Origin of the sequence: Lacticaseibacillus zeae DSM 20178 = KCTC 3804 (assembly GCF_000260435.1) — a bacterium.
Taxonomy (GTDB): domain Bacteria; phylum Bacillota; class Bacilli; order Lactobacillales; family Lactobacillaceae; genus Lacticaseibacillus; species Lacticaseibacillus zeae.
This window is the reverse complement of the sequence record NZ_BACQ01000050.1, coordinates 39,787-65,279: the sequence shown is the minus strand read 5'-3', so window position 1 is coordinate 65,279 and position 25,493 is coordinate 39,787. Positions and strand designations below refer to the sequence as shown.

Sequence of the window (25,493 nt, the reverse complement as noted above, 5' to 3'; positions counted from 1 at the left end):
TTTGTTAAATCAGAGAGGATACAAATGGATAAAAAAGCCATTAACAAGTTCGCGGTTGAAGCTCGTCGAGAATTAATCACTGACATTTCTCTGCGTCTCCGCAATCTCGGCATTACGGAGTCTGGTATTGCCGCGAAGGAAGAAAGATCAACCAGCCAAATTGAATTCTACGGTCCGGATGTGCCGCCCGTTATTGGGGAAGACATCAAACGGCGCCAAGCTTTGGTCAATCGTCTAACTGCGATGGCCAAAGACAAGAGTCTGAAAGATGCAATTAAAGATCTCACCGAAGAGGTTGCCTATACATGGTTTAACCGGATTATTGCAATTCGATTCATGGAAGTTAATGGGTATTTACCTAGTGGTGTTCGTGTGCTTTCTTCAGAAACACACCGCAATGAACCAGACATTCTTCGGGACGCATTTGATGCTGAGGACGCGCTCGGAGGCTATACGCCTGACGAACGCAACCTGATTAGAAAGGCACAGGAAACTGAGCTACCTAAAGATATGGACAGTGCATATGCAATGCTGTTCACTAAGCAAGCGAATGCTTTACACAAAAACTTGCCGGAGTTGTTCGAAAAAACGGATGACTTCATGCAATTATTGTTCACTCCAAACTATAATCAGAGCGTCATCAAGAACCTGGTAACGATGATTTCTGAGGAGGATTTCGATGTGTCCAAGGAAGGTCAGGTCGAGATTATTGGGTGGTTGTATCAGTATTACAATAGTGAGCCACACGATCAGGTTGTGAACATCAATGGCGGCCCGGTCAAAACTAGTGACATTCCAGCAGCAACACAATTATTTACCACTGATTGGGTAGTTCGTTACATGATTGATAATTCTCTGGGAAAGCTTTATTTAGAGCATTATCCAAACTCGCCAATTAAGGACGATTTGAAATATCTTTTGCCAGGACCTATTGAACGCACTGATAAGCCCTTAGATTTAGCCGATTTGAAAGTTCTTGATGACGCGATGGGTTCTGGACACATCTTGGTCTATGCTTTTGATTTACTGATCAAAATGTATGACGAGCAAGGTTACAGTAATCGCGAAGCTGCAGCCATGATTTTGGCACATAACTTGTACGGTCTGGAAATTGACAAGCGTGCTTACCAGTTGGCTTACTTTGCGCTCATGATGAAAGCTCGGCAATACAACCGCCGAATATTGCGCAAACCAATTCAACATCATTTAAACGTCTTTGAGAATATGCAGAAAATACCGGAAGATGTATTTGCAGAGCTTAAAGGAAACTCTGAAACGATTGCCGATATTCGTGATCTTATTCAGACTTTCAAAGAGGGCAAGTTGTTAGGTTCAATTATGCATTTCGAAAAGAATTATGACCTTGTAGCAATTCGGCAAGCTATTGATACATTACCAGAGAATACTGGATTAGATGTCTTTGGTATTCATCAAGCAAAAAAGGCCCTAGGTCAAATGGTCTCCATAGCAAGTGTTCTTCAGACTAAGTTTGACGTAGTTGCGACTAATCCCCCTTACTTGAACCGAATGAATGGCGATCTCAAAAAGTTTGTGAAGAAGTACTACAAGCCATACTCAGGTGATCTCTTTTCAGTATTTATCTGGAAAAATATCAACATGACGAAACAAAACGGATATGCGGCATTCATGACACCTTTCGTTTGGATGTTTATAAAGACTTATGAATCCTTGCGTCGCAACATTCTCGAAAATCAACAAATATCAAGCTTAATACAAATGGAGTATTCTGCGTTTGAAGAGGCGACTGTTCCGATCAACACTTTTGTTGTCAGAAATTCTCAGAGCCATAATTTTACGGGGACTTACCTAAAACTCTCAGATTTTAAGGGCGGCATGGAAATACAACGGCAGTATGTTAAAAAGGCCATTGAAGATCCGTCAGTTTCGTATGTTTATCGTACTAATCAAACGAATTTTGAAAAGATTCCGGGAAGCCCAGTTGCTTATTGGGTGCCAGAAAATGTATTTGAAAAATTTCAGAATTCTCCGTCAATTAGTGATTTTCTTTTTGCCGGAGTTGGTATTCAAACTGGCAATAACCTGCGTTTTCTCAGAAGATGGTATGAAGTTTCTTTTCAAAATATAAAATTTAATGCATGCGATGCAATAGATTTCGCTCGCACTTCAAAAAAGTGGGCTCCTATTTCAAAGGGGGGACCGTACAGAAAATGGTTCGGTAATTTAGAATATGTCATTAATTGGGAAAACAATGGTAATGAGATCAAGCAACATCTTGGGGCATCAAAACAAAAAGCAATTGTACCAAATGAACAATTCTATTTCCATTCTGGATTTACTTGGTCTGACATTACTAGCGGAAAATTCAGCATGCGACTCCTCTTGCCAGGAATGCTATTCGAAAGCAATGCTTTATCCGCTTTTTCAAAGCAGAAGAATATATCCGACCGCTATTTAATGGGGTTTGCGAATTCTACGGTTGGAAATTATCTCCTGTCAATCTTAAACCCAACGATCCATATGAAATCAGGATATTTTTTAAATCTACCTGTTTCAAGGTCCGCACAAGAACCGAATATAACCGAGAAGGTTAGACAAAATATTGTTCTTTGCCATGTCGATTGGAATTTAGATGAAAGATCTTGGGGATTTAAATGGGATCTGTTAGTTTCATGTATCGCTGAGCATAATCGAAATTGGACAGTTGAAGCTGCGTTCAATCAGTGGAAGCGAGAAGCAGAAGATCGTTTTAACCAGCTGAAGTCAAACGAAGAGGAGCTAAATCGCATCTTTATCGATCTCTATGGTTTGCAGGACGAGTTGTCTCCTGAAGAAGACGATAAAGAGGTATCTGTTCGCAAAGCAGACTTGACGCGGGATATTAAAGCATTTATTTCTTACTTCATTGGCTGTGTCTTTGGGCGTTATTCGATCGACACACCAGGCCTCGCTTTTGCAGGAGGGTCGTGGGATTCTACTAAGTATGAAACGTTTAAGCCCAGTGCCGATGACTTTATTTTGTTAACTGATGAAGATTACTTTGGTGATTCGCGGGACATTATTAACAGATTCAAAGAGTTCTTGACCACGACTTTTGGCGAAGAGCATTTGGCTGAAAACATGAAGTTTATTGCTAATGCTTTGGGCAAGCGAGGTAGTACACCAGAAGAACAAATCCGTTCATACATTCGAGATGACTTCTACCAAAAGGATCATCTTTCAACTTACCAGAAACGACCAATTTATTGGGAATTAAATTCTGGAAGAAACGGCGGATTTGTTGGCTTAATGTACCTGCATCGGTATAATACTGGGACGATGGCGATGATTCGGACGAAGTATTTACATCCGCTGCAAGAAGCATATAAGCAGCGTCTCGAACAGCTTCAAAACTTTGCAGAGAAGGAAAAAGAGACTCGCCAGAAAAATGCTTATAAGAAGCAAATCAGTAAACTGACAAAACAGATGACAGAATTAGTGAAGTATGATGAGCAGCTTCAGCACGTAGCAAATCTAAATATAGATTTGGATCTAGATGATGGCGTGTTGGTAAACCACGAGAAACTTCAAGCAGGAACTAAAATTCTGACACCAATTAAATGACCAACAAAGGCGATCGCGTGGTGTGCGATCGCCTTTGTTGTGCCAAGAAATGTGCCAATTTATATTTCTTCTAAAATTGATAGGATCTTATCATTGTCCTTGTTCTCTAGTTCTTTGATTACGTGTAGATAAGTGGACTGTGTAGTTGTGATGTTGCTGTGGCCTAAACGCTTTGAAACGGAGAGAACGCTGACACCTTGGTAAAGCAGAATAGACGCGTGGGTGTGTCGTAAACCGTGGAAGGTGATTCGAGGAAGGTTTAAAGACTTTAGCTTATGGGACAATTCTTTATTAATTTCCGCACTAACAGGGGCCTTGTTGTTGTGTATGAAAAGTGGCGTATCAGGAGACGGTTGCCAATTGGTGGTAATAAAGTCACGAAGATGTTCCAGTGACTTTGTATCTAAAAGGATTGTTCGGTTGGAGGCTCTATTTTTGGTTTTCTTGAAACCCGACTGATATTTGTAGTCCCACGTTTTGTTGACTGTCAATTCTCCTTTTTGAAAAACTATATCTCGTGGAGTGAGGCCGAGTATTTCTGCGAAGCGGAGACCTGTCACCGCGGCGAGGTAGATAATCATTTGACTAGGGACTGCTGTGTCTAAATGGTGAACCAGGGTTAACCATTCTTTATAATCCAGTGCTCGTCTTTGTTGTGGAATAATTCTTCCGGATATAATGGCCTTTCTTGTTGGATCTAACTGGAGAACTTTCTCATCAATCGCATCAAGGATAGCTGATCTAATCTGTTTATGAAGAGCGGCAACAGTCCTCGGAGCGTGGCTTTTTGCAAAGGCGTTTAGCCGTTCTTGATATATAGAGCGCGTGATGTCTCGAAGTAGGAGAGATCCGAATAAGCGATGGATGTGGTTGAGTGTGTTCTCATACTTGATATACGTAACTTTAGTGACCGCTCCTTGTTTATACAGATGAATCCAGCGTTCGAAATAATCCGCCAATGTTATATTACCTGCTTTAAACTGCTTCACGTCAATATAAGACGACTTTATCTGGCTTGCAGCTAATTCTGCATCAGCCTTAAGCGCGAAACCGGATTTGCGCAGTTTCTTGTATGTACCGTCAAGATCTTTGTAAGATATTTCGTACTGCCAAACCTTTCCGCGTTTCTGATAACTAACCATTAATACAACCTCCTTGCATAGTTGGCACATATTTGTCACAAATGACTTTGAAATGCAAGGATTTTGTCGGAGATGCTCGATTATGCTCAGCGATAGAAGCACTTAACGGGTTTGTTAAAAAATCCCATGAAGTTTCATCAACATTCCAATCCAAATCAGATAATTCAATATTTTGTTTTATGATTCCACATATATTCAATTGAGAGTTTATTTTCAATACTGGAAAGTTTCTAAAATCGCCAATCTGCATATTTATTGTCGGGTTCAATAACTTAAAAATATAGTCTCCGAGTTTTGAATTAAGTAACCCTAAAACTAAAAGTAAGTTAGATTCCGATCCAAAAGCCTCTTTGCCAGCACTATCATGAATACTCCCTGAACGACGGTAACGGATGCTGAATCCGCCACTTGTTATGAGAGACCAGGTAATTGCTGAATGAAAATACGTATCAGAACTCATAACGCGAGACTTGATTTGTGTTGTTCCTCTGGTAAAGTTTCTAATTGCAACTCCATTGTTTTTCCAATCAACTACGAAATCATAATTTCCGCTCCATTTTCTGTAGGAACCTCCTTTGTTGTAGGGGAACCACCTGGCACTTGATTTAGTGGCTTCTTCATTTGAGTGAGCATTAAAAAAAATGTTCTCAGAACTAACTTCAAACCACTGCCGAAGAAATAGAGCATTATCCCCTGTCGTAAGCCCCGCCTTAGGGTCAACAATCGTATCTAAATTAACACCTTTTTCAAAATCAATAATTAGATTTTTACTTGCCCAATAAGCAATAGGGCTTCCCGGAATCTTCTCAAAATTCGTTTGATTAGTACGATAAACATAGTTAAGAGAAGGAGTCTTGACCGCTTCAAGATACGCCTTTTGTTTCTTTGACTGAGAATCAAAGTTGACCAAGCGTTCATAAGTGCCAACGTATTCACTTTCAGGATGCTTCTGTATAACAAATGCCGTGGTTTGTACCACTTCACCGCCAATTTCTTCAAACGCTCGTGTGCCAAGGTGTGCCATGTTAATAATTGGCCAATTCATCATGCGTTCACGAAGCGCCTTGAAGCTGGAGAGAAACATCCATTGATGTTGTGTGATCATCGCAAACAGCCCATCTTCATCTGTCATACCATGAAGACGTTCAATAAAGGCTGCAAATAAATCTGATTTACTTGCTGGATAGTGTTTACTTACAAACCTTGATAATATGGATGGCATCTTTCCAGATCCCATATAGGGAGGATTCGTAACATTTATCACGTAGCGATTCTGTAATGCTGTGCCCACAGCAATTAGCTTAGAAAGCTCATTGTGATGTTCCAAGCTCTGAGACTCATCAAAAGATAATTGTCCTACTCTTTTAGTACTAACAATCGAATTAATTAATTCGTCGTTTAGTTGAACTGTCGAAAAATCTAGAAGTGAGCCTAATTCTTTTGCATTTTTAAAATTTGCCAGTAGCTCAGCTAGATTTTTAGTTATTTGCTTGTTTGTATCTTTCTCAATACCAAAGTCGGCTAATGTCAGACCGGTTGTTGGCACCTCAAAAACGTTTGGTCGCAAATCTAATCTTAGAGCACGACGATTCTCAGCACGGAACTTCATCATGACCGCAAAGTAGGTAAGCTGAAATGCCCGACGATCAATGTCAAAACCATGAAGATTGTTCTCTACTACGCTTTTGGCAGCGTCTCGACGTGAGTAACCTTCCGATTCATAAATCTGTAAGAAAACTTCAAAGGCATAGATCAGTATGTGACCTGATCCCATTGCTGGATCATCAAACGTAATAGCCTCGACTTTTTTTTCGGCAAATTCTGGTTGTGCCAAGTCTTGTTCCTGCTTAGCTTCGGGCATGAAGTATTTCCAGGCAAAATTAGAAGCTATTTCTGAAGCGGATCGCTTATCTCCTCGAGCATGTAAGACTCGGATCCAGTATCGTCCGAGAGAATTTTCAACTAGATATTTAACGATCCAGTCAGGCGTAAAAAGTTGCGTAACGGCTGGAATCTCGGAAGAGTCGTACTTCTTCTTTTTGAATGCCTCGTCCTTTGGTTCACTATTGTAATACTGATACAACCACCCAATAATTTCGACCTGCCCCTCCTTGGATACGTCGAAATCCTCCTCAGAAATCATCGTTACCAGGTTCTTGATGACGCTCTGATTATAGTTTGGAGTGAACAAAAGAACAGTCATCTTGTGGTATTTAGTGATGTGCTTCGTTATACTTATTGCAAGTAAACATTGAGAATGATTGGTATTTAGCAGGAGGAAATATGGCTGAAGTTGGTTTGCAAGATGTTGTGGCTGGTATTGAGAAACTGTTCAATGACATGACGCATTTTGTGTTCTGGTACGACGCAAATGGGGACTTTACCGACAACTTGGACGAACTTAGGGAAAAGATTCGTGAACCAATTGTCGTGTTAAATCATCGTGAACAGGTGAAGACAAAACTGCACTTGATTGACCTTGAGAAAGCTGGGAAGCGCGCATTGGTTTATTCACCGTATTCGAAACCCGAGATTTCGTTAGATTTCTTAACCGACATGGAACTGTATAACCAGGAGTTTACGGCAGATGCTGCTGCGATGTTGCAAAAGGAACTTGGCTTACCAGATAGTCAGCGTGAATTTGTTCGTGATCAGGCTAAGTTCTTTAACAATAAAGAGCGAGTTGCACGGTTTAAACAATTGAATCAGCCCGGTAAGAATCCTTATCAAGTTGCAATGGCGGCATTAGCAAAGACAACAGATATTCAGTTGACTTCCATTCTTCTGGCAGTTATTGCCGCGCAAACTGATAACCAGAATGTCTTACTGGATGAGTTTGATAAGTACGACTTGCAAGAGGAGTTCTGGCAGTTTATTAGTGCCGCCTACGGGTATACTGGTAAACATCAGTTAAATCAGCTCTTGGCGGCTATGTTCTTGAACTTTGCCTATTTTCAGCTGGATACCGATTTGCCAAAGAATTTTGCAAATTATAAATTAGCGAACCTCACTAATGTCAGTTCATTTATGCTTAATTGGCGACAACGAGCTGACTTGCAGGAAAAGTATGCTTGGGCGGCTGAGATGGTTTGGCAAAAGTTGAACGGTGATCGAATCTTTGGACAAATTGACCCGACTCGTTTAATTAAAGTGGACGCTTTTCCGCAAATTGATAAACGGATTTTGCAGTGGCTTAACAAAGAGCTAGTTGCTGGCAATACTGGTGAAATGCTTGGGCAGCTGTCCTTGAACGATATCGCTCAGAAGCGGACGACCATGCATTTTGGCAAACAGTATCAGGTCGCGGATGACATGATAGGGGATGCTTGCTTAATTCTCAGCGAGCAGTTTACACCTGATACCGAACCAGCAAGTGTGCTCGAACAGTTGAGCCAGTATACGGAGAATGGTTATAAAATCGATATGGCATATCGACGCTACAACAAGGCGAGAAATGATTTGCCAGTGGATCTCCAACCGATGTTTGACAAGTTGTCAGATCAAGTTGAGCGCGTTTATAACAATAATCGACTTGTACCAATCATTTCTAACTGGACAAAAGTGTACGAACCACGACTGGTTCCACCGCAGTATCAGCAGAGGGACTTCTACTCGAATTTTGTTTCAAACCAAAAGGATCGCATTGTGGTTATCATTTCGGATGCATTTAGGTTTGAGGCTGCGAAAGAACTTCAACGTCGACTTGATCAACAAGATTTGTACACCCCCTCAATGCAGAGTGCGATTACTGGGTTGCCTTCAGTGACCTATTTTGGTATGCCCCAGTTATTGCCCAATCATCAATTGAGATATACCACTGGCCAGGAACTACTAGTCGATGAGAAACCAGCTACCAATCTTAAGCTCCGCAGGGCTATTCTTCAGCAAGCTGAACCAGCAAGTGACGCGGAGGGATTGGATACATTCTTGTCATGGTCGTCCGAGGCACAAAAACAGTTTATTGCCGGTAAAAAGGTCATTTATTTCTATCACAACACAATTGATGCAGTTGGTGACAAGCCAGCATCAGAGGCGAAAGTGTTCCGAGCGGTTAGCGATGCGATTTCGGAACTGCAGCGCGGTATTGATCGGCTACGGAACATTTCGGTTGCCCACATTATCGTGACGGCTGATCACGGGTTTATTTATCGACGGAAGCCGCTTGATTCTACGGACAAGATTAATCTTCCAACCGATATGGTTTTTGAAGTGAAGAATCTCCGATATGCAATCGGGCAAGGTGAACTAAATGAGATTGGTGTTGGGCAGGCCAAGCTAGGAGACATTCTTGACACCGATGATACTCGATCCGTCTTTTACCCTGAAAACGGCAACGTGTTCACAGTGCCAGGAGCAGGACAAAACTATGTACATGGCGGTTGTTCTCCGCAAGAGATGATTATTCCTGTGCTTGATGTCCGTGCCAGACGCGGTCGTTCCCAGGCTAGTTATGCTGAATTAACGCTGGTTACACCGGTGCGTCGAATTACAACGCGTGAAGTTATCGTCAATTTTGTTCAAAAAGATGCGATCAGTGATTTAGTAAAACCGGCAACCTTTAAAATGTTCTTTGAAGATGATAAAGGCAATCATATTTCGGGCGAAATACAGGTTGTTGCCGATTACAAGGAAAAAAATATTGAGGAACGTAGAATCACAGGCCGAATCCCGTTGATGGACAAGGAATTTGATCGTTCACAAGAGTACTTCTTGGTGGTTGAAAACGTTGATTCTGGAGAAATAGACCGTATTCAATATCAAATGGATTTGACGGTCGGAGGAGGGTTTGATTTTGACATCTGATGAGCATAATGATCGTAGTCAGGCTGACCCTCAAGTTGATCCGACTGTTGCTAAGTTAGAACAAAGCTTTCCGGGACGTTTTGTGCGAAAAGATCTTACCCAACGAATTAAAGAAGGTGCTAATGTTCCGATTTATGTGTTGGAGTTTTTACTGGGACAATACGCCAATTCGTCAGATCCACAACTGATCGAAGATGGTGTTGAGCGGGTTAAGAAAACTTTGGCGCATAATTATGTTCGCCCTGATGAAGCTGAGATGGTTAAATCTAAGATTCGTGAAAACGGAGCATACACTGTTATAGACAAGTTGACAGTGCAGTTGAATGAACGCGCAGACCGTTATGAAGCTTTCTTCAGTAACCTAGGACTAACGAACGTACCCGTTGATGAACGTTATGTTCAGGATTATGAGCGGCTTTTAATTGGCGGTATTTGGTCAATTGTGCGCGTGGAGTATCAGCACGATAATGAAGACCACTTTACAATTGAAAAATTGACGCCAATTCAAGTGCCGTTTGTCGATATGAAAGAGGTTTATGAAGGTCGCAAAGCATTTACGACCGATGAATGGCTGGATGTATTGTTGAGAACTACCGGCATGGAGCCGACACAATTTACAGAACGCGAAAAGTGGTTATTGTTATCGCGACTAATTCCGTTTGTCGAAAATAACTATAACTTTGTTGAATTGGGACCTCGCGGAACTGGTAAATCACATGTGTACAAAGAGCTATCACCTGATTCGATTTTAGTATCAGGAGGCCAAACGACGGTTGCTAATCTTTTTTACAATATGGCTCGCCGTGAAGTTGGCTTAGTTGGCATGTGGGATGTTGTCGCTTTTGACGAAGTGGCAGGGATTAAGTTTAAAGACAACGATGGCGTACAGATTATGAAAGACTATATGGCGTCAGGGTCTTTTGCGCGTGGCCGCGATCAAATTCAAGCATCCGCAAGCATGGTATTTGTTGGAAATATTAACCAAAGTGTGGATGTCTTGCTGCGCACGTCAAACTTGTTTGAGCCATTTCCAGAAGTGATGGGTACTGATACGGCTTTTCTTGATCGGATTCACAACTATTTACCCGGTTGGGAGATCCCAAAGTACAGGCCAGAATTTTTTACAAAGGGATTTGGATTTATAACGGATTACTTTTCCGAAGTGATGCGCGAATTGCGTAAGACTTCGTATGGAGATGCAATCGATCCATACTTTAACTTCGGCAAACAGCTTAATCAACGTGATGTGATCGCTGTTCGCAAAACAGTATCTGGAATGATCAAGTTACTTTATCCGAATGGTATATTTAATAAGGCCGAGGTTGCCAAAGTTCTTGAATTTGCTTTAGAAATGCGCCGTCGAGTTAAAGAGCAATTAAAGCGGATTGGTGGCATGGAGTTTTATGACGTCAATTTTTCGTATATAGACAAAGAGACGTTTGAGGAGAAATTCGTTTCAGTGCCTGAGTCAGGGTCGAGTTCACTAATTCCTGTGGGACAAGAAAATCCTGGGCACGTTTATACTGTGGCATATGATGATAGTGAGCGACTTAGCCTGATCAAACTTGAAACGCAAGTGGTTCCTGGTAGTGGCAAGCTTAGTAAGACTGGTGTTGGTTCAAGTGGGAAGGCTAAAGAAGCGATGGATACAGCATTTAAGTACCTGAAGGCCAACTATAAATCCATTGATCAACGCATTGCAGCTGAAGCCCGCGACTTCGTAGTCAGCGAAACGAACTTAAATAATACAGTGCCATCAAGTCATATTTCTTTGGCTACGTTTGTTGCTTTGGTTTCGATTGCTTTGGGACGGCCAACGCTTGATCAACTTGTGATCTTGGGCGATTTTACAATAGGAGGAACGATTTCTCGTATTGACAACTTGCCAGATGTTTTACAAGTGGCACAGGATAGCGGCGCAAAACGTGTTTTGATTCCAACATCGTCTGCTTCTGAGATCAGCGCGGTACCTGCAGATCTAATGAGTTCGTTTAATTTGAATTTTTATAGTTCGGTTGAAGACGCAGCGTTTAAAGCTTTAGGCGCAAACTGAGACACTGATACCGTTGTGAGGAGAATCTATGATTAATTATGCTGAACTAAAGCAAGGTAACCATGGCTTGCCAAGTTGGGATGGTCTCTTGGGACCGGTTATGCTTTCGGCAAGTACAAAAGAGCAGTGGAATCGTCAAGAATTGGTTGCTGCAACGGTTTCACTGCTTAATCTGCCTGAGGAGCTTTATCAAAAGAAACTAAGCCCTGAACATAAAACTTCAATTATTGAAGATCGTATTTCATGGGCAATGTCCGAATTGGTAATTGGGGACTCTTGCAGCGTCCCAGACGTGCAGTTTATCGAATGACGAAGCTTGGCAGAAATTTAGTAGAGGAGTATGGAGTGAAGCTGACCTCCAAAAAAGTGCATGAACAGCCGCTATATCAAACGCACGAAAAAGAGCTTGCCCAGCGCAGCCGAGAAGATGGATTCTCAAACGCCCAGGATTTGGGAACAATCGATATTGACGAATTAGACCAAATTAGGGGTCAAATCATTGCTTACAATAATCGTATTGCCACCGAACTTATAGAGAGAATCAGAGAATCCGAGCCAGTTTTCTTTGAACATCTTGTCGCGGATTTATTGACGAAGATGGGCTATCAAGGACAAAATGGTTCAACGATTGTAACTCCACAAAGCAATGATGGTGGCATTGATGCTATCATCAATCAAGATCCTTTAGGTACTAGCACCGTCTATCTTCAGGCTAAACGTTATCAGGCAAGCAATATTGTCCAACGCCCAGCAATTGATACGTTTTATGGAGCACTTTCTCGGGTTCATGCTGATCGGGGTGTGTTTATCACAACATCAAGTTTTAGCAAATCGGCCCAAGAAACCGCAAAGGGATTTTCAATTGTGCTAATAGATGGCATACGGTTATCAGGCTTAATGCTTAAATACCACGTGGGCGTTCAAGTTCGGTACCATGATGAGTTGCTGAAGCTTGATGAAGATTATTTTGAATAGTCCGCATATGGATGATAAGTTTTGATTGAAAACGATTTGTCTAAGCAAATAGTTTTCAATATTTTTACTTTTACTTTTCAATTTATAGTACAAGATTTACCCAATACTTTTATCAATAATCGCTCTAAGCACCTTCTCCTTCAACGCCAACGCATCAACATGATTCATCTGCTCATACCCCTCCGCCAAAACATTACAAATATACAACTGGGACACGCGCCCAGCCACCGAGCCGCCATTGAGAAACTCTTCAATGGCGGTTTGTAGTGTTACGTCCGCTAACTGTGCAATTGGGGAGACGGTGGCGTTGGTGATGGCGATGACTTTGGCGCCGTTGTCGTGGGCGATTTTTAGTGAATCGTAGGTGTCTTTGGTTTTGCCGGATAGGGAGATGCCGATGACTAGATCGTTGGGGCTGAGGAGCGAGGCGATTTGGGCTTGGAAGTGGGGGTCTGCTTCTGGTGTGCATTTTAGTCCGGATCGGAGGAGGATCGAGGATAGCGAGTGGGCGATTTCGCCGCTGCCGCCGACGCCAAAGATCCAGATGCGGGTGGCGTTGGTCATCATTTGAATGGCTGTTTGGAGAGTTTCCGGTTTGATGAGAGCGGCGGTTGCCTTGATGGCGTCACTTAAATGCTGGGCGATGTGGTCGTAGTAGTGGACGGATGTCGCCGGTTTGGTTTTAGGGAAGTCTTCTTTGGCGATTTCGATTTTGAAGTCGGTGAAGCCGGAATAGCCGAGTTTTTGACAGAATCTGACAATGGTTGCGTCACCTACATGGGTGGCTTTTTTTATGTCTGTCATCGTGGCGTAGATGACTTTTTGCCCAACCGAGAGGACATAATCGGCCACTTTTTTCTCCGATTTGGTGAGCTCGTTGTAATGCTTGTGCATGATGTCTGCGTATGCCATTGGGACGGAAGCCTCCTCCATTTTCTTTCCAAATTTTGACACTTTTTGGAGTAAATGTCCAATTAACCGTTTACATTGGTTGTCGGAGATGCTACGATTCTTTTGGAATTAAAATCCAAAAATACAAGAATTGGAGGAAAACGGAGAATGGAGAAGACAGCGTTCATCCAAAAAGTGCATCATGGATTGATTGTTTCTTGCCAGGCATTACCGGATGAGCCGATGTACAGTCCGAACGGTGGGGTGATGCCGCTTTTTGCCAAGGCCGCTGCACAGGCGGGAGCGGTCGGAATTCGGGCAAATTCGGTCCGCGATATCAAAGAGATTCAGGCAGCGGTTGATTTGCCGATTATTGGCATTATCAAAAAGGATTACTTGCCGGAACAGCCATTTATCACGGCTACAATGACCGAGGTGGATCAGCTTGTTGCGACTGGTGTGGCGGTGATTGCGTTAGACGCCACGTTGCGGCCGCGGCATGACCGCCTGACGATTAACGAATTTATTCGGCAGATTAAAGAAAAATATCCGCAGCAGTTGTTCATGGCTGATGTTTCAACGTTTGAAGAAGGGGTGAACGCTTGGGATGCGGGTATTGATTTTGTGGGGACAACGTTGAGCGGCTACACACCGGAAAGTGGCAAGCATGATGGCCCTGATTTTACGCTGATTCAGAGGTTGGTCGACGAAGGCGTTGATGTGATTGCGGAAGGGCACATCAATACGCCGGAGGAAGCACAGCGGATTCAGCAGATGGGCGTGACGAGCATCGTGGCGGGGAGTGCTATTACCCGTCCGCTGGTAATAGCCCGGCGATTTGTCGCGGCACTGGACGCAACTACTAAAAATTAAACAAACGGAGGACGTAAGATGTTTAAGCAGTTTTCGAAACTCGGCAGAGCGTTTATGCTGCCAATTGCGATTCTGCCGGCAGCAGGGTTGCTGCTTGGGTTGGGTGGGGCATTAACCAATAAAGGCGCGTTGGCCGCTTATCCGTTTCTGGACCAGGCGTGGTTGCAAACGATTTTAAAAGTCATGAACCTCGCCGGGAATGCTGTCTTTGCTAACATTGCGCTGATCTTTACAATTGGTGTGGCGGTTGGTCTTGCGAAAGGTGATCGTGGCACGGCAGGCCTGTCTGGTGCCGTGGCATTTCTGGTTTATACCGCAACAATTAGCGGCTTGCTGCAAATGTTTTCGGCTAAGGATGCCACGATTGATACTGGCGTCTTAAGATCGATCGTGGTCGGCGGTGTGGTCGCTTATCTGCACAATCATTTTCGGAAAATCGAATTGCCGCAGTTTTTGGGATTCTTCGGCGGTTCGCGGTTTATTCCGATTATTTCGTCGATTGCGGCGATTTTGCTGGGGGTGACTTTTTATCTGATTTGGCCGCCAATTCAAGGCGTTTTGACATCGGCGGGAAAAGGCATTGCCACCATGGGGAGCATTGGGACGTTCTTTTACGGTTTTCTGCTTCGACTGACCGGCGCGGTGGGGTTGCATCACACTATCTATCCGATGTTTTGGTACACTTCTTTGGGTGGCTCGGAAGTGGCTTTGGACGATGAACCGGCGACTTCACTGGCTGGCGGTACGGCAGATTCGCCAAAAACGGCATCGGCCGATCAAGGTTTGGCGGAGCAGTCAATGCAAATCATTCATGCGCTCGGCGGCCATCAGAATATCGAATCCGTCGAAGCCTGCGCGACCCGATTGCGCGTGGCGGTTGCTGACAGCGCGAAAGTCGATAAGGCGAAAATGAAACAACTAGGCGCGATTGCGGTGTTGGAAGTCAGCGGCGGTGTCCAGGCGGTCTTTGGCGGTAAGTCGGATTTGTATAGTCAGGAAATTAATGCGATTTTGGGGATTGATGGTTAATGGTAAGGCCGTGAGTTGTTAAACTGTAGCCCTGCCTTTAATTTGCCATCCGAAAAACGCACTTTCACTCTGAACATTGCAGTGGCGAATGAGTTAACATTCTGTCACTCCAGTTATCTTCATAACAAAATTAAAATTTAACTGTCCGAATTTGCAAAAATCATATGCAGATTCGGATTTTTTTAATTTCTGCAGAACCTTTCCGCCGCAAAGCCTTGGCTCACACAAGATCTATCGGCGATTCCAATCACCATCAGAACACCCTAAACACACGCGCATAAGTCAAAACCTCACCCAAGTTTTAACCTAAAAATCAAATGAACCCATTGACAACTAATCTCATAATTCTATAATCAAACCATTACATTTCAGCTGAATTCCCAAATTATCCCGCGAACTCAGTTGAAAAGTCCGCAATTATTAGAAAAATATGTGAGGTGCCGAGTATGGAAGAAAATAAACGTGATCAAACTTGGTTCGGTTTAGCCATGATTCTTTGTGGGGCGTTGGTCTCGATTCCCAGCTTGATTCTTGGTGGCAGCCTGGTTACGGGGATGTCGCTTCCGGCCGCAATTTTGACCGGGTTGGCCGGGTATGGGTTCATCGTCTTGATGATGGTGTCGCAAGGGATGCAGAGTGTTGACCAAGGCAAGCCGGCGGTCGTGGTGGCTCAACAGGTGTTTGGAAAAGTTGGGTCGTCGAAAGTGATTTCGATTATCATCGCGATTGCGGCGTTGGGATGGTTTGGCATTCAGGCGAATGTTGGCGGTCTGGCGGTGGACAACTTGCTGAAGTATTTGGGTTTGCCGATTCCCGCTTGGCTGGCTTCGCTGTTGACAGGGTTGTTGATGGTGGTGACCGCGATGTATGGCGTGAAGTTGATTCGCCTGCTTGCCTACGTCGCCGTTCCGTATTTGGTGATTGTCATTTTGTATGGCCTGTGGTTCGCGTTTGCTAAGCAGGACGCGGCGGCGACGATTGCAGCCTATCATCCGAGTGGCACCGTGTCGTTTGTCAACGGCTTCTCGTCGACGGTTGGCTCATTCGCGATGGCCGGCGTCATTGTCGGGGATTACGCGCAGTTTTCCAAAAAGCGCAGCGATGTGGTGAAGGCGGCTATTTTCGGCGTCATTCCCGCGGGTGTCTTGATGATTGCGGTTGGCGCGGTGTTGACGATTGCGTTTCAGTCGAATGATATTAGCAGTCTTTTCATGAAAATCGGCTCGCCGGTCATCGGTGGCCTGGCGCTGATTTTGGGCACGTGGAAAGTCAACGTGGTGAATGCGTATTCTGGCGGGATTGCCGTGGCGAATATTTTTAATATCCCGGAAAAATACCGCAAGTTGACGCTGTTTCTAGTCGGTGTAGGCGGCACGATTTTGTCGATTATCGGCATTTTGAACTATTTTGAGCCGGTGATGAACATCTTTTCTGCCATGATTCCGCCGGTGGCCGGTGCGATGGCGGCGTCCTATTGGGTGATTCATCGTGGTGACTTGCACAGTTGGCAGTCAGTGCCTGGCGTGAACTGGCTTGGCTTGTCCGCGTGGGCGTTAGGCGCGGTTGTTGGCGTTTTGCCGGTTGTGTGGCCCGTCATCCCGAATATTCCGGTGTTGGGCATCATCCTCGCATTTGTGCTTTATTACGCCGGCGCGAAGTTGCATCCGGAGTGGGATAAAGCTTCTGAGTTGGACTAAGACGTGTACTGGTGAATGTTAAGGAGGCAATTATGCGGTTATTAGACGAAGAATCAATCGAAAACATCGCGACTGGCGCAGCTTTTTTTGGCGCTGGCGGTGGTGGTAATCCCTTTTTAGGCAAGCTGATGGCGTTGGAAGCCATTAAGAAAAATGGTCCCGTGAAGATGTTAGACGTTTCTGAGATCAACGATGACGATTATTTTTGTCCCGCGGCGATTATGGGGGCGCCGGCTGTGATGATGGAGAAGATTCCCAAAGGTGATGAGTTCGAACGGGTTTTCACCATGCTGAGTCAGTATACTGGGCACCGGTTCGTCGGCACGTTTCCCATGGAGGCCGGCGGGGTGAACTCGATGGTGCCGATTGCACTGGCGGCGTCGCTAGGCATTCCCTTGGTGGACTGCGACGGCATGGGACGGGCGTTTCCCGAGTTACAGATGGTGACGTTCTATCTAGGCGGCGTGGCAGCAACGCCCATGGTGATCACGGATGAAAAAGGCAACGCAGGCGTGATCAAAACGATTGACGCGAAGTGGGCGGAACGCTTGGCACGAGTCCAGACCGTGGAAATGGGCGGCAGTGCAACAGTGGCGCTGTATCCTTCAAGCGGTGCACAGATTAAGCAAAACGGGATTCGCGGTATTGTCACGCTGTGCGAACAGGTCGGCTTGCGGATCCGCGATGCCCACCTGAATCCGGCTAAGGCGTTGGCGGAAATTCTTGAAGTCACGAATGGGCATTTAATTTTTGAAGGTAAAGTCATCGATGTCGAGCGGCGCACCGAGCGCGGGTTCAACGTTGGCGATATTAAAATTGATGGCTTCAACGATTTTCAGGATCAGCATCTCAGCGTTTTGATTCAAAACGAGAATCTTTTGGCATTGCGCAATGGGAAGCCGCTGGTCATGACGCCTGATCTGATTGAAATTGTCGATGCGGACACCTTATTGCCGGTCACGACCGAGGTCATTAAATACGGCAAGCGTGTGAAAGTGTTGGCCACCCCGGCAGATGCGCGCTGGCGAACGGAGGCAGGCATTAAAACGGCCGGGCCGCGTTACTTTGGCTTCGATTACGATTATCGGCCAGTTGAAGAACTGGTGAAGGAGGGGTAAGCATGTATCGATTAGGCATTGACGTTGGCGGCACGAATACGGATGCGATTCTTTTGGACGACCAGCATCACGTGATTAATTCGGTTAAACGCCACACGACCAAAGACATTCAAACCGGTATTGGCAACGCCATTCAAGCGGTGCTTGCTGATCAGCCGCTTGATCGCGATCAAATCAGCAAGGCCATGCTCGGAACGACCCAAATCACCAATGCGATTGTGGAGCGTAAACATATTGCGCGCGTCGGGGTGTTGCGTCTGGCGTATCCGGCAACTGAGGCGATTCCGCCGTACACGGCCTGGCCGGAAGATTTGGTGAACAAGTTGTCAGGCAAGTATGCGGTTGTCAAAGGCGGGTACGAATATGATGGCCAGATTTTGAACGAAATTGATCCCGATGAAATCAACGCGGTGCTGGAGCAGTGGCGTGGGGAAGTCGACTCGGTTGCCATCATCGGGGTGTTTGCTGCTTTGCGGGTCGATCAGGAGCAGCAAGCCGCCGATCTGGTGCACGCAGCTTATGGCGCCGATTTTCCAGTCACGATGTCGCATGAAGTCGGCTCGCTCGGCTTAATCGAACGCGAAAATGCCGCGATCCTGAACGCCGGCCTTTTCCGCGTCATCGAAAATACTGTGGACGGCTTCGAGCAGGCGCTGGCGGCATCGGGGATTAAGCATGCGTCGTTATATCTGACCCAAAATGACGGCACCTTGATGACGGCGGCGTATGCCCGGCATTTTCCGATTCTGACGATTGGCTCTGGGCCGACGAACAGTATTCGCGGCGCGGCGTATCTGTCGCACTTGAAGAATGCGATTGTGGTCGATATCGGCGGGACCACGACTGACTTGGGTGTGTTACAAGCTGGATTCCCGCGCGAGTCATCGATTGCGGTGACCGTTGGCGGCGTGGCGACGAACTTCCGGATGCCGGATATTATGTCAATCGGTTTAGGCGGCGGTTCGATCGTCCGCCAGCAGCGCGATGGTAGTGTCAGGGTCGAGCCGGATTCGGTCGGCTACCAAATTACCGACAAGGCGCTGACGTTTGGCGGTAATATAATCACAGCGACCGACATTGCCGTGCGCCTCGGCTTGTCCGATGTCGGCGATCCCGAGTTGGTGAAGCAAATTCCGCTTAAGTTTGCGCAAGCTGCGTTAAAGACCATCGGCGAGATGATTGCGGTGGCCATTGATAAAATGAAAACCAGCGCCGAGCCGGCCACCGTCATTTTGGTTGGCGGTGGTGCGATCATTGCGCCGCGGCATCTGGACGGCGTCGGCAAGCTGGTGCGCGATCCGCTCGGCGGCGTGGCCAACGCGATCGGCGCTTCGATCAGCCAGGTCTCCGGCGAATACGGCCGCATTTATCCATACAACCAGATTCCGCGCGATCAAGCCATGGCCGACGCCAAGAAAAAGGCGATTGCTGCGGCCATCGAATCAGGTGCAGATGAAGCCACGATTGAAGTGGTCGAAGTCGATGAGGTGCCGCTGGCTTACCATCCGGAAAATGCAAATCGGGTGAAGATTAAAGTGGTGGGGAATTTGGCGCGGTAAAAAAGGCTATTGCGATGGTAGCGCCAAAAATTCGTATTAGAGACTCAATAAGCCTTGTCGTTGATTGATTTGCAATTGATCGATGATGGGGCTTTTAAGGCATTAGCCTTTATGAAGGTGCTAATAATACTGACAAGAAAATAAGCAGTTCATTTACACAATCGATATTCAATTTTTGCAAAACCGCCATAGTTCCTTTACAAGCCGCGCGTATAAATAAACTGATAGTCAACAATCAGCGGCTGGCAGTTAGGACGGTGGATGATGGTTAGAAAAAATTGGAAAGTAGCTGGAAGCCTGCTATTGATAGCAACGTTGATACTTGTTCGGTGGTTGACGCCTGCCAAAGTCGCGAACAGTCTAGCAACTGGCATCCTCGGCCTCATCCTCGTTGTCGTAAGCGCTGCCACTTATCTCATCAGTGGTTATCGGCGGACGAGGTAGGTTACCACAAAATTCGATAAACTATTAAAAAGGATGGCAACGAGAAAGACTGTTAGAAAAGTCTTTTTTTGGATCATAGATCACCACAATAAACTAATATATACTGCTTATATGGGATTAGCTTTCCACTTTATGGCCAATATATGCTGAAAAGTGGGATTTAAGCCCACGCAACTTACTCAACTTGAATTTTATCGAGTTCTTCAGAAGCACCCAATGAGCCGTTGTTTTTGTTCTTCACAGAATGTCCACTTTTTTTACATCCCCGAAAATTGATCTATTTGAAATCTCGTGATACTATACCTGTAGCGACAAAACAAAGAATTCTTGTAGTCATAAGAGCACAATAGCCGTATCCCGGGTCGGGGATACGGCTATTTTTTCGCCCGTTACGGCTGACAGGCGTGTGGGTGGATGGGCTACTGCATGGCTATCGCCGTCCGTTCCACTAACGGGCGAATAGCGTTGTGGCTATTCCCGCTATGATGCTAGTAACCAGCGGTGCGATAACCAAAACAAAGAATTCTTTCAACGTCATAAGGACACCCCCTTGGGGGCAGCAGCCTCATTAATCGTACCAGAACAGTCGCTTACTTTTGGCTACTGGGCTGCTTTTTAATTGCATATTTTAAACGTCGTCTACCAGCTATTGTTTTTGTTATCCCCGAAGCTGACCGCACCCCATAACAACCTGTGGTAAACTAAATTCAGTAGTGCATTACCAGTTATCCTTGCGCTGACACAACTGATGTCGCTTCGTGTGGGAAAGAAGGAAAGACTCTTGAAAATCATCGCGATCGGAGACAATGTCGTTGACCTTTATCCAGCAGACAAGAAGATGTTTCTTGGCGGCCATGCTGCCAATACGGCGGTTTTTGCGACTATGATGGGGCTAGAGGCTGCTTATTTTGGCACGTTTGGTAATGATGCCCGCGGTGATTTTGCGCGGCGGACGCTCAGCGAGCTGGGTGTCGATATCAGCCATTCGCTGCAGTACGACGGTCCCAATGCCTTCACGACCATGCGACTCAGTGACGGTAAACGCCAGAAAACGGTTGGCGAACCGGTCCAGGAGCTTCAATTGAGTCCTGATGATATCGCGTACATCAACACTTTTGATTTAGTCTACTTAAATAATGAAAGTGGTGCGGATGCCTTTTTGTCAGCCATCACGGCGCCTAAAATTTATGACTTTTCAACGATTGACAACGATCGGGTGTTCAAAAAGATTGCGCCGCAGATTGACCTTGCGTATCTTTCCGGGAAAGCCAAGTCTGATGATGATGTGGAGGCTCTGTGCCGGCGGGTTGCGGCAGCTGGTTGCGATCAGGTTGTCTGCTCGCGGGGACTCCGCGGCTCGGCGGCGCTGGTCAAGGATACGATGTCTTGGCAGCAGGCGCTTGGCGTTAAAGCGGTGGATGCGTTAGGGGCAGGGGATGCGTATATTACTTCGTTTGCGGCTACGCTATATTCCTCGAAAAAGCCGACACTTGATGCGAAAGTTTCAGAGTCGTTGAGTCATGCGACGAAGTTTTCGTCGGCACAGGTGCGTGTGCCGGGGTCGTTTGGACATGGGGCAGCGTTGATTGCTTGAGGAAGCAAGGCGAGGTGTTGGCTTAGAATAATTCTTCCAGCTTGGATGGATCATACTTGTCTGGTTGTAGTTGTTCTTTTTTACTGTCTATAACGCGTTCGCCAGCCCAGAAACCTGCGCATAAGAACCTCGAGCCTGAATGGCCCAAGCCCAGCCATTCAGGCTCGAGGCCACTTATGCTCCAGCTTCTAACCAGGCTGGCTCACGCTCAGCTTCTATAACGCGCTCACAGTCGCAGAAGCTTGCGTGTAAGGACCGCATAACAAAATGGCCAAAGCCCAGCCATTTTGTTATGCGGCCACTTACACTCCAGCTTCTAAGCGCTCCTGTTCGCGCTCAACACGAAAGAGCCGCCGACTTGTTATCGGCGGCTCCTTTGTAGCTTGACGTGGTTAGTCTGTGATCATTTTTAGATTTGATCAATATAGACTGCGAGCGTCTCAGTCGTGGCCTGACCAAGTTCTGTTGACGGCGCGTTAGTCTAGATCTAACTTTTGTCGCAACTTGGCAGCCACGGAGGAAGGCGGGTGGCCAACCTTAAGCTGAGCATTAACTTAACTATTTTTAATAACGTTCCTAAAACCCCATGGCCATCCTCGGCTCCCCAAAGCCGATTCGGCGGTCCAGAGGAAATGTGAGAAAGTTTACCCTAAACCTTTACCAGCAGTTAGGTCGATTGCGGTCTCAAAGGCGGGTTTGGCTGACGTGATCAGGATCAGCCCCGCGCCTGCTTTAAAATATAGATGCATTGCGGTCGCCGGTGACCACCTCCCTTCTGTTCAAGGCAGATCATCGGGGGGAATGGGCGTGTCTAAACGTCTATCCCTTCATTAATCAGTCGTTGCGGTCGCGTTTTTACGGAACTGGATTGGACGTTGCGGCTTGTGCCGGCTGGCCGGGTGTCAGTGTAAAAGTGATCACGCCGCTGTAGTTGCCAGCTTTAACATCATTATCCTCAGGTACGTCCAATGTGACTTTGTTGAGGTCATAACTCGTGATCCCGCCACCATCTTGGCCCGTACTGGTCGCAAATAGCGGCTGATCGCTTGTTGTCAAATCAACCGACTTTGTCCATGCTGGCGCCGCAGCGTTAGGCGTTACCAAAGTGTCGGGCACCATTTGAACAAAGGCGCCTTTCAGTGTCGCACCACTACCATTCGTAATCGGTGATTCCTTTGCCGAAACCGTATAGCCCGCACCGGTACCGCGAAAATCGCTCACCGTCAGCAGTGAACTATCGGCAGTGGTAACTGGGTCATTCAAATTGCCTTTTACAATACTTTCAACCGTGACACCTGGAAAAGCGAGCGCGCTTGGTGCGGAAAGCCCAATGGTGCCACCGGTTACTGTGACTGACGTATTAGTCGTTCCGGTATCTTCGTCTGCAGCTAAAACGACGGAGCCGGTTGTCAAACTCCCTACAAGAAGGCCAGCGAAAGCAATTCCGCCGATCCAACGTTTCTTTGACATAAAAGTCCCCCCAGACAATGTCAAAATGAAAAACTTTTTGGAACACTTTTAATTGTATGCAAGATACTTGTTAAGTTAATTAATCTGTTTAGTTTATATTGTGAATAATTACCCAAAACCGGTCTAGCAACAATTCGCCGCAAGCTGGGGTTGGGATTAAAACTAAGCAGCGCAAAAAAGCCGTCATTTGTCTCAAATTCGGTAAAATAATTACCAAAAATTGCGACTTGCAGTGAGAATCAAGAACAAATTCACGGATTTATTAAAAAAGTGATGGAATACTGAAGGACAGCTAAAGCCTGACGCTGAGAAACATTGCGTTTACATGTGAACGGGTCAAAAAGCATTCTGCTAGGTCAAAAAGTCGGTCTGTTTGAGAAAAGTACACCGGAAAAACACGTTTAGAAATTGGTTCAGGAAAAACAGGCAGATTTAAAAACGTCATATGGTAGACTGATTTTACGGTTGAAAAGGGAGACGGGATGAACTCAGATGTTGAAAATTAATCGCAGCGGATTTCGGAACTTTTTGACCGGAGCTGCCCGTATACTTGATCTTGGTGGGACCATCAATCGACGGGAGTGGGCTGACAAACAAGGACTTAAATTTGTAGAGACTGATAATGAAATTAATGATGCATGGGAAAATGTCGGCATATTGATGGCCGATCAATTTGGTGATTCTGAAAATGAATTTTACGATGAGTTGCACTGACCACATGAAGTGTTGATAGAAATGGAAAGCTGGCAAAAGTCCGTGGATCGATTCAAGGATCGCTCACTCTGACGATCAACAGCTTATTCAAAAAATAGTGAAGGACTGTGATAATTTGTGAATAGCAGCAAAGATTCTCTGGTTAAACGAATTGCGTACGTTGTATTGCTTTATTTTTTTGGCAGGTTCCTTCGATCTTCTTAGGGATCGTGCCAAACGTACTAAGAATCTCGTCATCAATGATGCTAGCCGCTGCATTTTTTTGTCGAGTGCGATCGTTATTTACGTCGCGTATCGGACTGCTTTTAAATATACGCAGAGAAGCATGATACAAAAGGTGGAGCTTCGCGACATTTGGTACATTGTTGGTGGATACGTCATTACTGTAATCGCGGACGAGGTGCTATTGGCTTTAAACGATCTGATTTACCATCAGTCAGAAACGCCTAACAACCAAATGATTAGAGAATCTTTTATGGACGCTAACTGGATAGTCACAGTTCTGCTTATTGTTGAAATAATTCTAATCGCGCCGATCAAGGAAGAGTTGATTTTCCGAGGCGTTCTTTTCAACTTGTTTTTTAGTCCAAATAGAATCGTGCTAAGAACATTGTTAAGTGCCAGCTTGTTTGCTACAGTCCATGCGACCGATACCGTCTTTGGTTTCTTGCTATACGCTTTCTCTGGCATTGTATTTGCAACTGTCTATTCAAAAACCGGTAAGCTGCAGAACACCATTGCCCTTCACGTTCTTAATAATATCGTCGGAACACTAATAATCCTTCTTTTCTAAGAAGTACTTTAAGCTCCCGAGTTGTTCAGGATTCTTAGATCAATACATACTTTCAAACTTTTAACTCAAAAACTGCCTTGATCCAGTTTGCATCCCACCGCCTGCGCAGGTAAGCTTATTGGGAAGTGAGGCAATGATGACAGAAAAGCATGAACAACACGATCAAACATCGCCTGAGCACCAGCAGTTGATCAAATTGCCGAATGGTGTGACGGCAAAAGGTGTCTTGCTGCAGCGCGGAATGGCGAATCTTCAAAAAGAAGCCGAGCAGGCGGATTTTCCCGCCCAGACGAAGGCTTATTTGGCGTGGATGAATGATTTGAACGGCAATCGGTTTGGCATCAAGGTAACCGATGCAGCGGACCACGTACTAGTGCGGCATACGCAATTTTTGGATGACGCGATTAAGGAGCTGGCGTATGCCGATGCGCCGGCAAATGCTGAGCTGACGCCGGATGACTACAAGCCGGCCCGCAATTTCTACGTGCCGTCTGCTGGGTTGATTGCTTTGGTAGCGGCGTTACAATGGGCGGCGCAGCATGAACGCCAAGATGTGGTGGTTTACAGTACCCACCGGCGTGACTTAGTGTTCTACCAACCGCGCCATCAAGCCACATTTCTCCAGCAATGGGCGCAGCAACAACTCCAGAAACTGCCACCTGACTTTCGGTTTCGCATTGCCACCAAATTGGATCGTGACGCCACTCATGAAACGACCAAGCTACGAATGCAATTGTAGGAGCCAGTGCAAAACCT

General features: G+C 45.7%; 19 protein-coding genes. 14 read left to right on the top strand and 5 right to left on the bottom strand.

Translation table 11 applies throughout. The features are described 5' to 3' along the window. Nucleotides 1-24: 24 nt before the first annotated feature. Nucleotides 25-3,582: a BREX-1 system adenine-specific DNA-methyltransferase PglX gene (gene pglX, locus GSO_RS09985; protein WP_010491695.1), complete on the top strand. Its 3,558-nt coding sequence runs from the start codon at nucleotides 25-27 to the stop codon at nucleotides 3,580-3,582. Between the two features lie 59 nt (nucleotides 3,583-3,641). Here pglX (GSO_RS09985) and GSO_RS09980 read toward each other — a convergent pair whose 3' ends face one another. Next, nucleotides 3,642-4,724 carry a site-specific integrase gene (locus tag GSO_RS09980; protein WP_010491694.1) on the bottom strand — a complete coding sequence of 361 codons (1,083 nt, stop codon included), beginning with the start codon at nucleotides 4,722-4,724 and terminating at the stop codon, nucleotides 3,642-3,644. Continuing rightward, entirely contained in the window at nucleotides 4,717-6,927 is a 2,211-nt protein-coding gene (pglX, locus tag GSO_RS09975; RefSeq protein WP_155807532.1) for a BREX-1 system adenine-specific DNA-methyltransferase PglX, read from the bottom strand. Before pglX (GSO_RS09975) ends, GSO_RS09980 begins: the two co-directional genes overlap by 8 nt. An 80-nt stretch (nucleotides 6,928-7,007) precedes the next feature. Between pglX (GSO_RS09975) and pglZ the strand changes: the two genes are divergently transcribed. From pglZ to GSO_RS15900, 4 genes are read left to right on the top strand one after another with little or no spacing between them, the layout of a single operon-like run. Continuing rightward, nucleotides 7,008-9,527 (top strand): BREX-1 system phosphatase PglZ type A, encoded by a 2,520-nt coding sequence (gene pglZ, locus GSO_RS09970; protein WP_010491689.1) that lies wholly within the window; start codon nucleotides 7,008-7,010, stop codon nucleotides 9,525-9,527. Further along, on the top strand, nucleotides 9,517-11,580 hold the full coding sequence (gene brxL / locus GSO_RS09965; RefSeq protein ID WP_010491687.1) for a protease Lon-related BREX system protein BrxL: 2,064 nt from the start codon (nucleotides 9,517-9,519) through the stop codon (nucleotides 11,578-11,580). Before pglZ ends, brxL begins: the two co-directional genes overlap by 11 nt. 28 nt (nucleotides 11,581-11,608) lie before the next feature. After that, a complete protein-coding gene (locus GSO_RS18420) occupies nucleotides 11,609-11,890 on the top strand; it encodes a winged helix-turn-helix domain-containing protein (RefSeq protein WP_235500825.1) in 282 nt (93 codons plus the stop codon). Further along, nucleotides 11,887-12,555, top strand: a complete 669-nt coding sequence (locus GSO_RS15900) for a restriction endonuclease (protein ID WP_235500826.1) — start codon at nucleotides 11,887-11,889, stop codon at nucleotides 12,553-12,555. The genes GSO_RS18420 and GSO_RS15900 overlap by 4 nt, the downstream gene beginning before the upstream one ends. A 96-nt stretch (nucleotides 12,556-12,651) precedes the next feature. On the opposite strand, the gene GSO_RS09955 is transcribed toward GSO_RS15900, so the two are convergent. Further along, nucleotides 12,652-13,467 carry a MurR/RpiR family transcriptional regulator gene (locus GSO_RS09955; RefSeq protein ID WP_010491684.1) on the bottom strand — a complete coding sequence of 272 codons (816 nt, stop codon included), beginning with the start codon at nucleotides 13,465-13,467 and terminating at the stop codon, nucleotides 12,652-12,654. 147 nt (nucleotides 13,468-13,614) lie between these two features. Here GSO_RS09955 and GSO_RS09950 point away from each other — a divergent pair, with 147 nt between their 5' ends. The 5 genes from GSO_RS09950 (at nucleotide 13,615) to GSO_RS09930 (ending at nucleotide 19,722) form a co-directional block, all read left to right on the top strand. After that, nucleotides 13,615-14,319 (top strand): N-acetylmannosamine-6-phosphate 2-epimerase, encoded by a 705-nt coding sequence (locus GSO_RS09950; protein WP_010491682.1) that lies wholly within the window; start codon nucleotides 13,615-13,617, stop codon nucleotides 14,317-14,319. Between the two features lie 18 nt (nucleotides 14,320-14,337). Beyond that, complete coding sequence (locus tag GSO_RS09945) at nucleotides 14,338-15,348, top strand: PTS transporter subunit EIIC (RefSeq protein WP_010491680.1); 1,011 nt, start codon at nucleotides 14,338-14,340, stop codon at nucleotides 15,346-15,348. Between the two features lie 446 nt (nucleotides 15,349-15,794). Next, nucleotides 15,795-17,045 carry a cytosine permease gene (locus tag GSO_RS09940; protein ID WP_010491678.1) on the top strand — a complete coding sequence of 417 codons (1,251 nt, stop codon included), beginning with the start codon at nucleotides 15,795-15,797 and terminating at the stop codon, nucleotides 17,043-17,045. A gap of 32 nt (nucleotides 17,046-17,077) precedes the next feature. After that, the gene (locus tag GSO_RS09935) at nucleotides 17,078-18,163 is read left to right on the top strand and encodes an S-methyl thiohydantoin desulfurase family protein (protein WP_010491676.1); all 1,086 of its coding nucleotides are present in this window, start codon (nucleotides 17,078-17,080) and stop codon (nucleotides 18,161-18,163) included. A gap of 2 nt (nucleotides 18,164-18,165) precedes the next feature. After that, on the top strand, nucleotides 18,166-19,722 hold the full coding sequence (locus tag GSO_RS09930; RefSeq protein WP_010491674.1) for a hydantoinase/oxoprolinase family protein: 1,557 nt from the start codon (nucleotides 18,166-18,168) through the stop codon (nucleotides 19,720-19,722). A gap of 197 nt (nucleotides 19,723-19,919) precedes the next feature. Here GSO_RS09930 and GSO_RS17815 read toward each other — a convergent pair whose 3' ends face one another. Next, entirely contained in the window at nucleotides 19,920-20,096 is a 177-nt protein-coding gene (locus GSO_RS17815; protein WP_155807531.1) for a hypothetical protein, read from the bottom strand. Nucleotides 20,097-20,947: 851 nt separating this feature from the next. Between GSO_RS17815 and GSO_RS09915 the strand changes: the two genes are divergently transcribed. Continuing rightward, nucleotides 20,948-21,760, top strand: a complete 813-nt coding sequence (locus GSO_RS09915; RefSeq protein WP_010491672.1) for a PfkB family carbohydrate kinase — start codon at nucleotides 20,948-20,950, stop codon at nucleotides 21,758-21,760. Between the two features lie 855 nt (nucleotides 21,761-22,615). Here GSO_RS09915 and GSO_RS09910 read toward each other — a convergent pair. Further along, nucleotides 22,616-23,230, bottom strand: a complete 615-nt coding sequence (locus tag GSO_RS09910) for a WxL domain-containing protein (protein ID WP_010491670.1) — start codon at nucleotides 23,228-23,230, stop codon at nucleotides 22,616-22,618. Between the two features lie 492 nt (nucleotides 23,231-23,722). On the opposite strand from GSO_RS09910, the gene GSO_RS09905 reads away from it, so the two are divergent. From GSO_RS09905 to GSO_RS09895, 3 genes are all read left to right on the top strand, one after another. Next, nucleotides 23,723-23,944, top strand: coding sequence for a hypothetical protein (locus GSO_RS09905; protein ID WP_010491667.1), 222 nt, complete (start codon nucleotides 23,723-23,725; stop codon nucleotides 23,942-23,944). Between the two features lie 406 nt (nucleotides 23,945-24,350). After that, nucleotides 24,351-24,737: a CPBP family intramembrane glutamic endopeptidase gene (locus GSO_RS09900; RefSeq protein ID WP_162097789.1), complete on the top strand. Its 387-nt coding sequence runs from the start codon at nucleotides 24,351-24,353 to the stop codon at nucleotides 24,735-24,737. A gap of 133 nt (nucleotides 24,738-24,870) precedes the next feature. Continuing rightward, nucleotides 24,871-25,476, top strand: a complete 606-nt coding sequence (locus GSO_RS09895; RefSeq protein WP_010491664.1) for a hypothetical protein — start codon at nucleotides 24,871-24,873, stop codon at nucleotides 25,474-25,476. The last annotated feature ends 17 nt before the right edge of the window (nucleotides 25,477-25,493 follow it).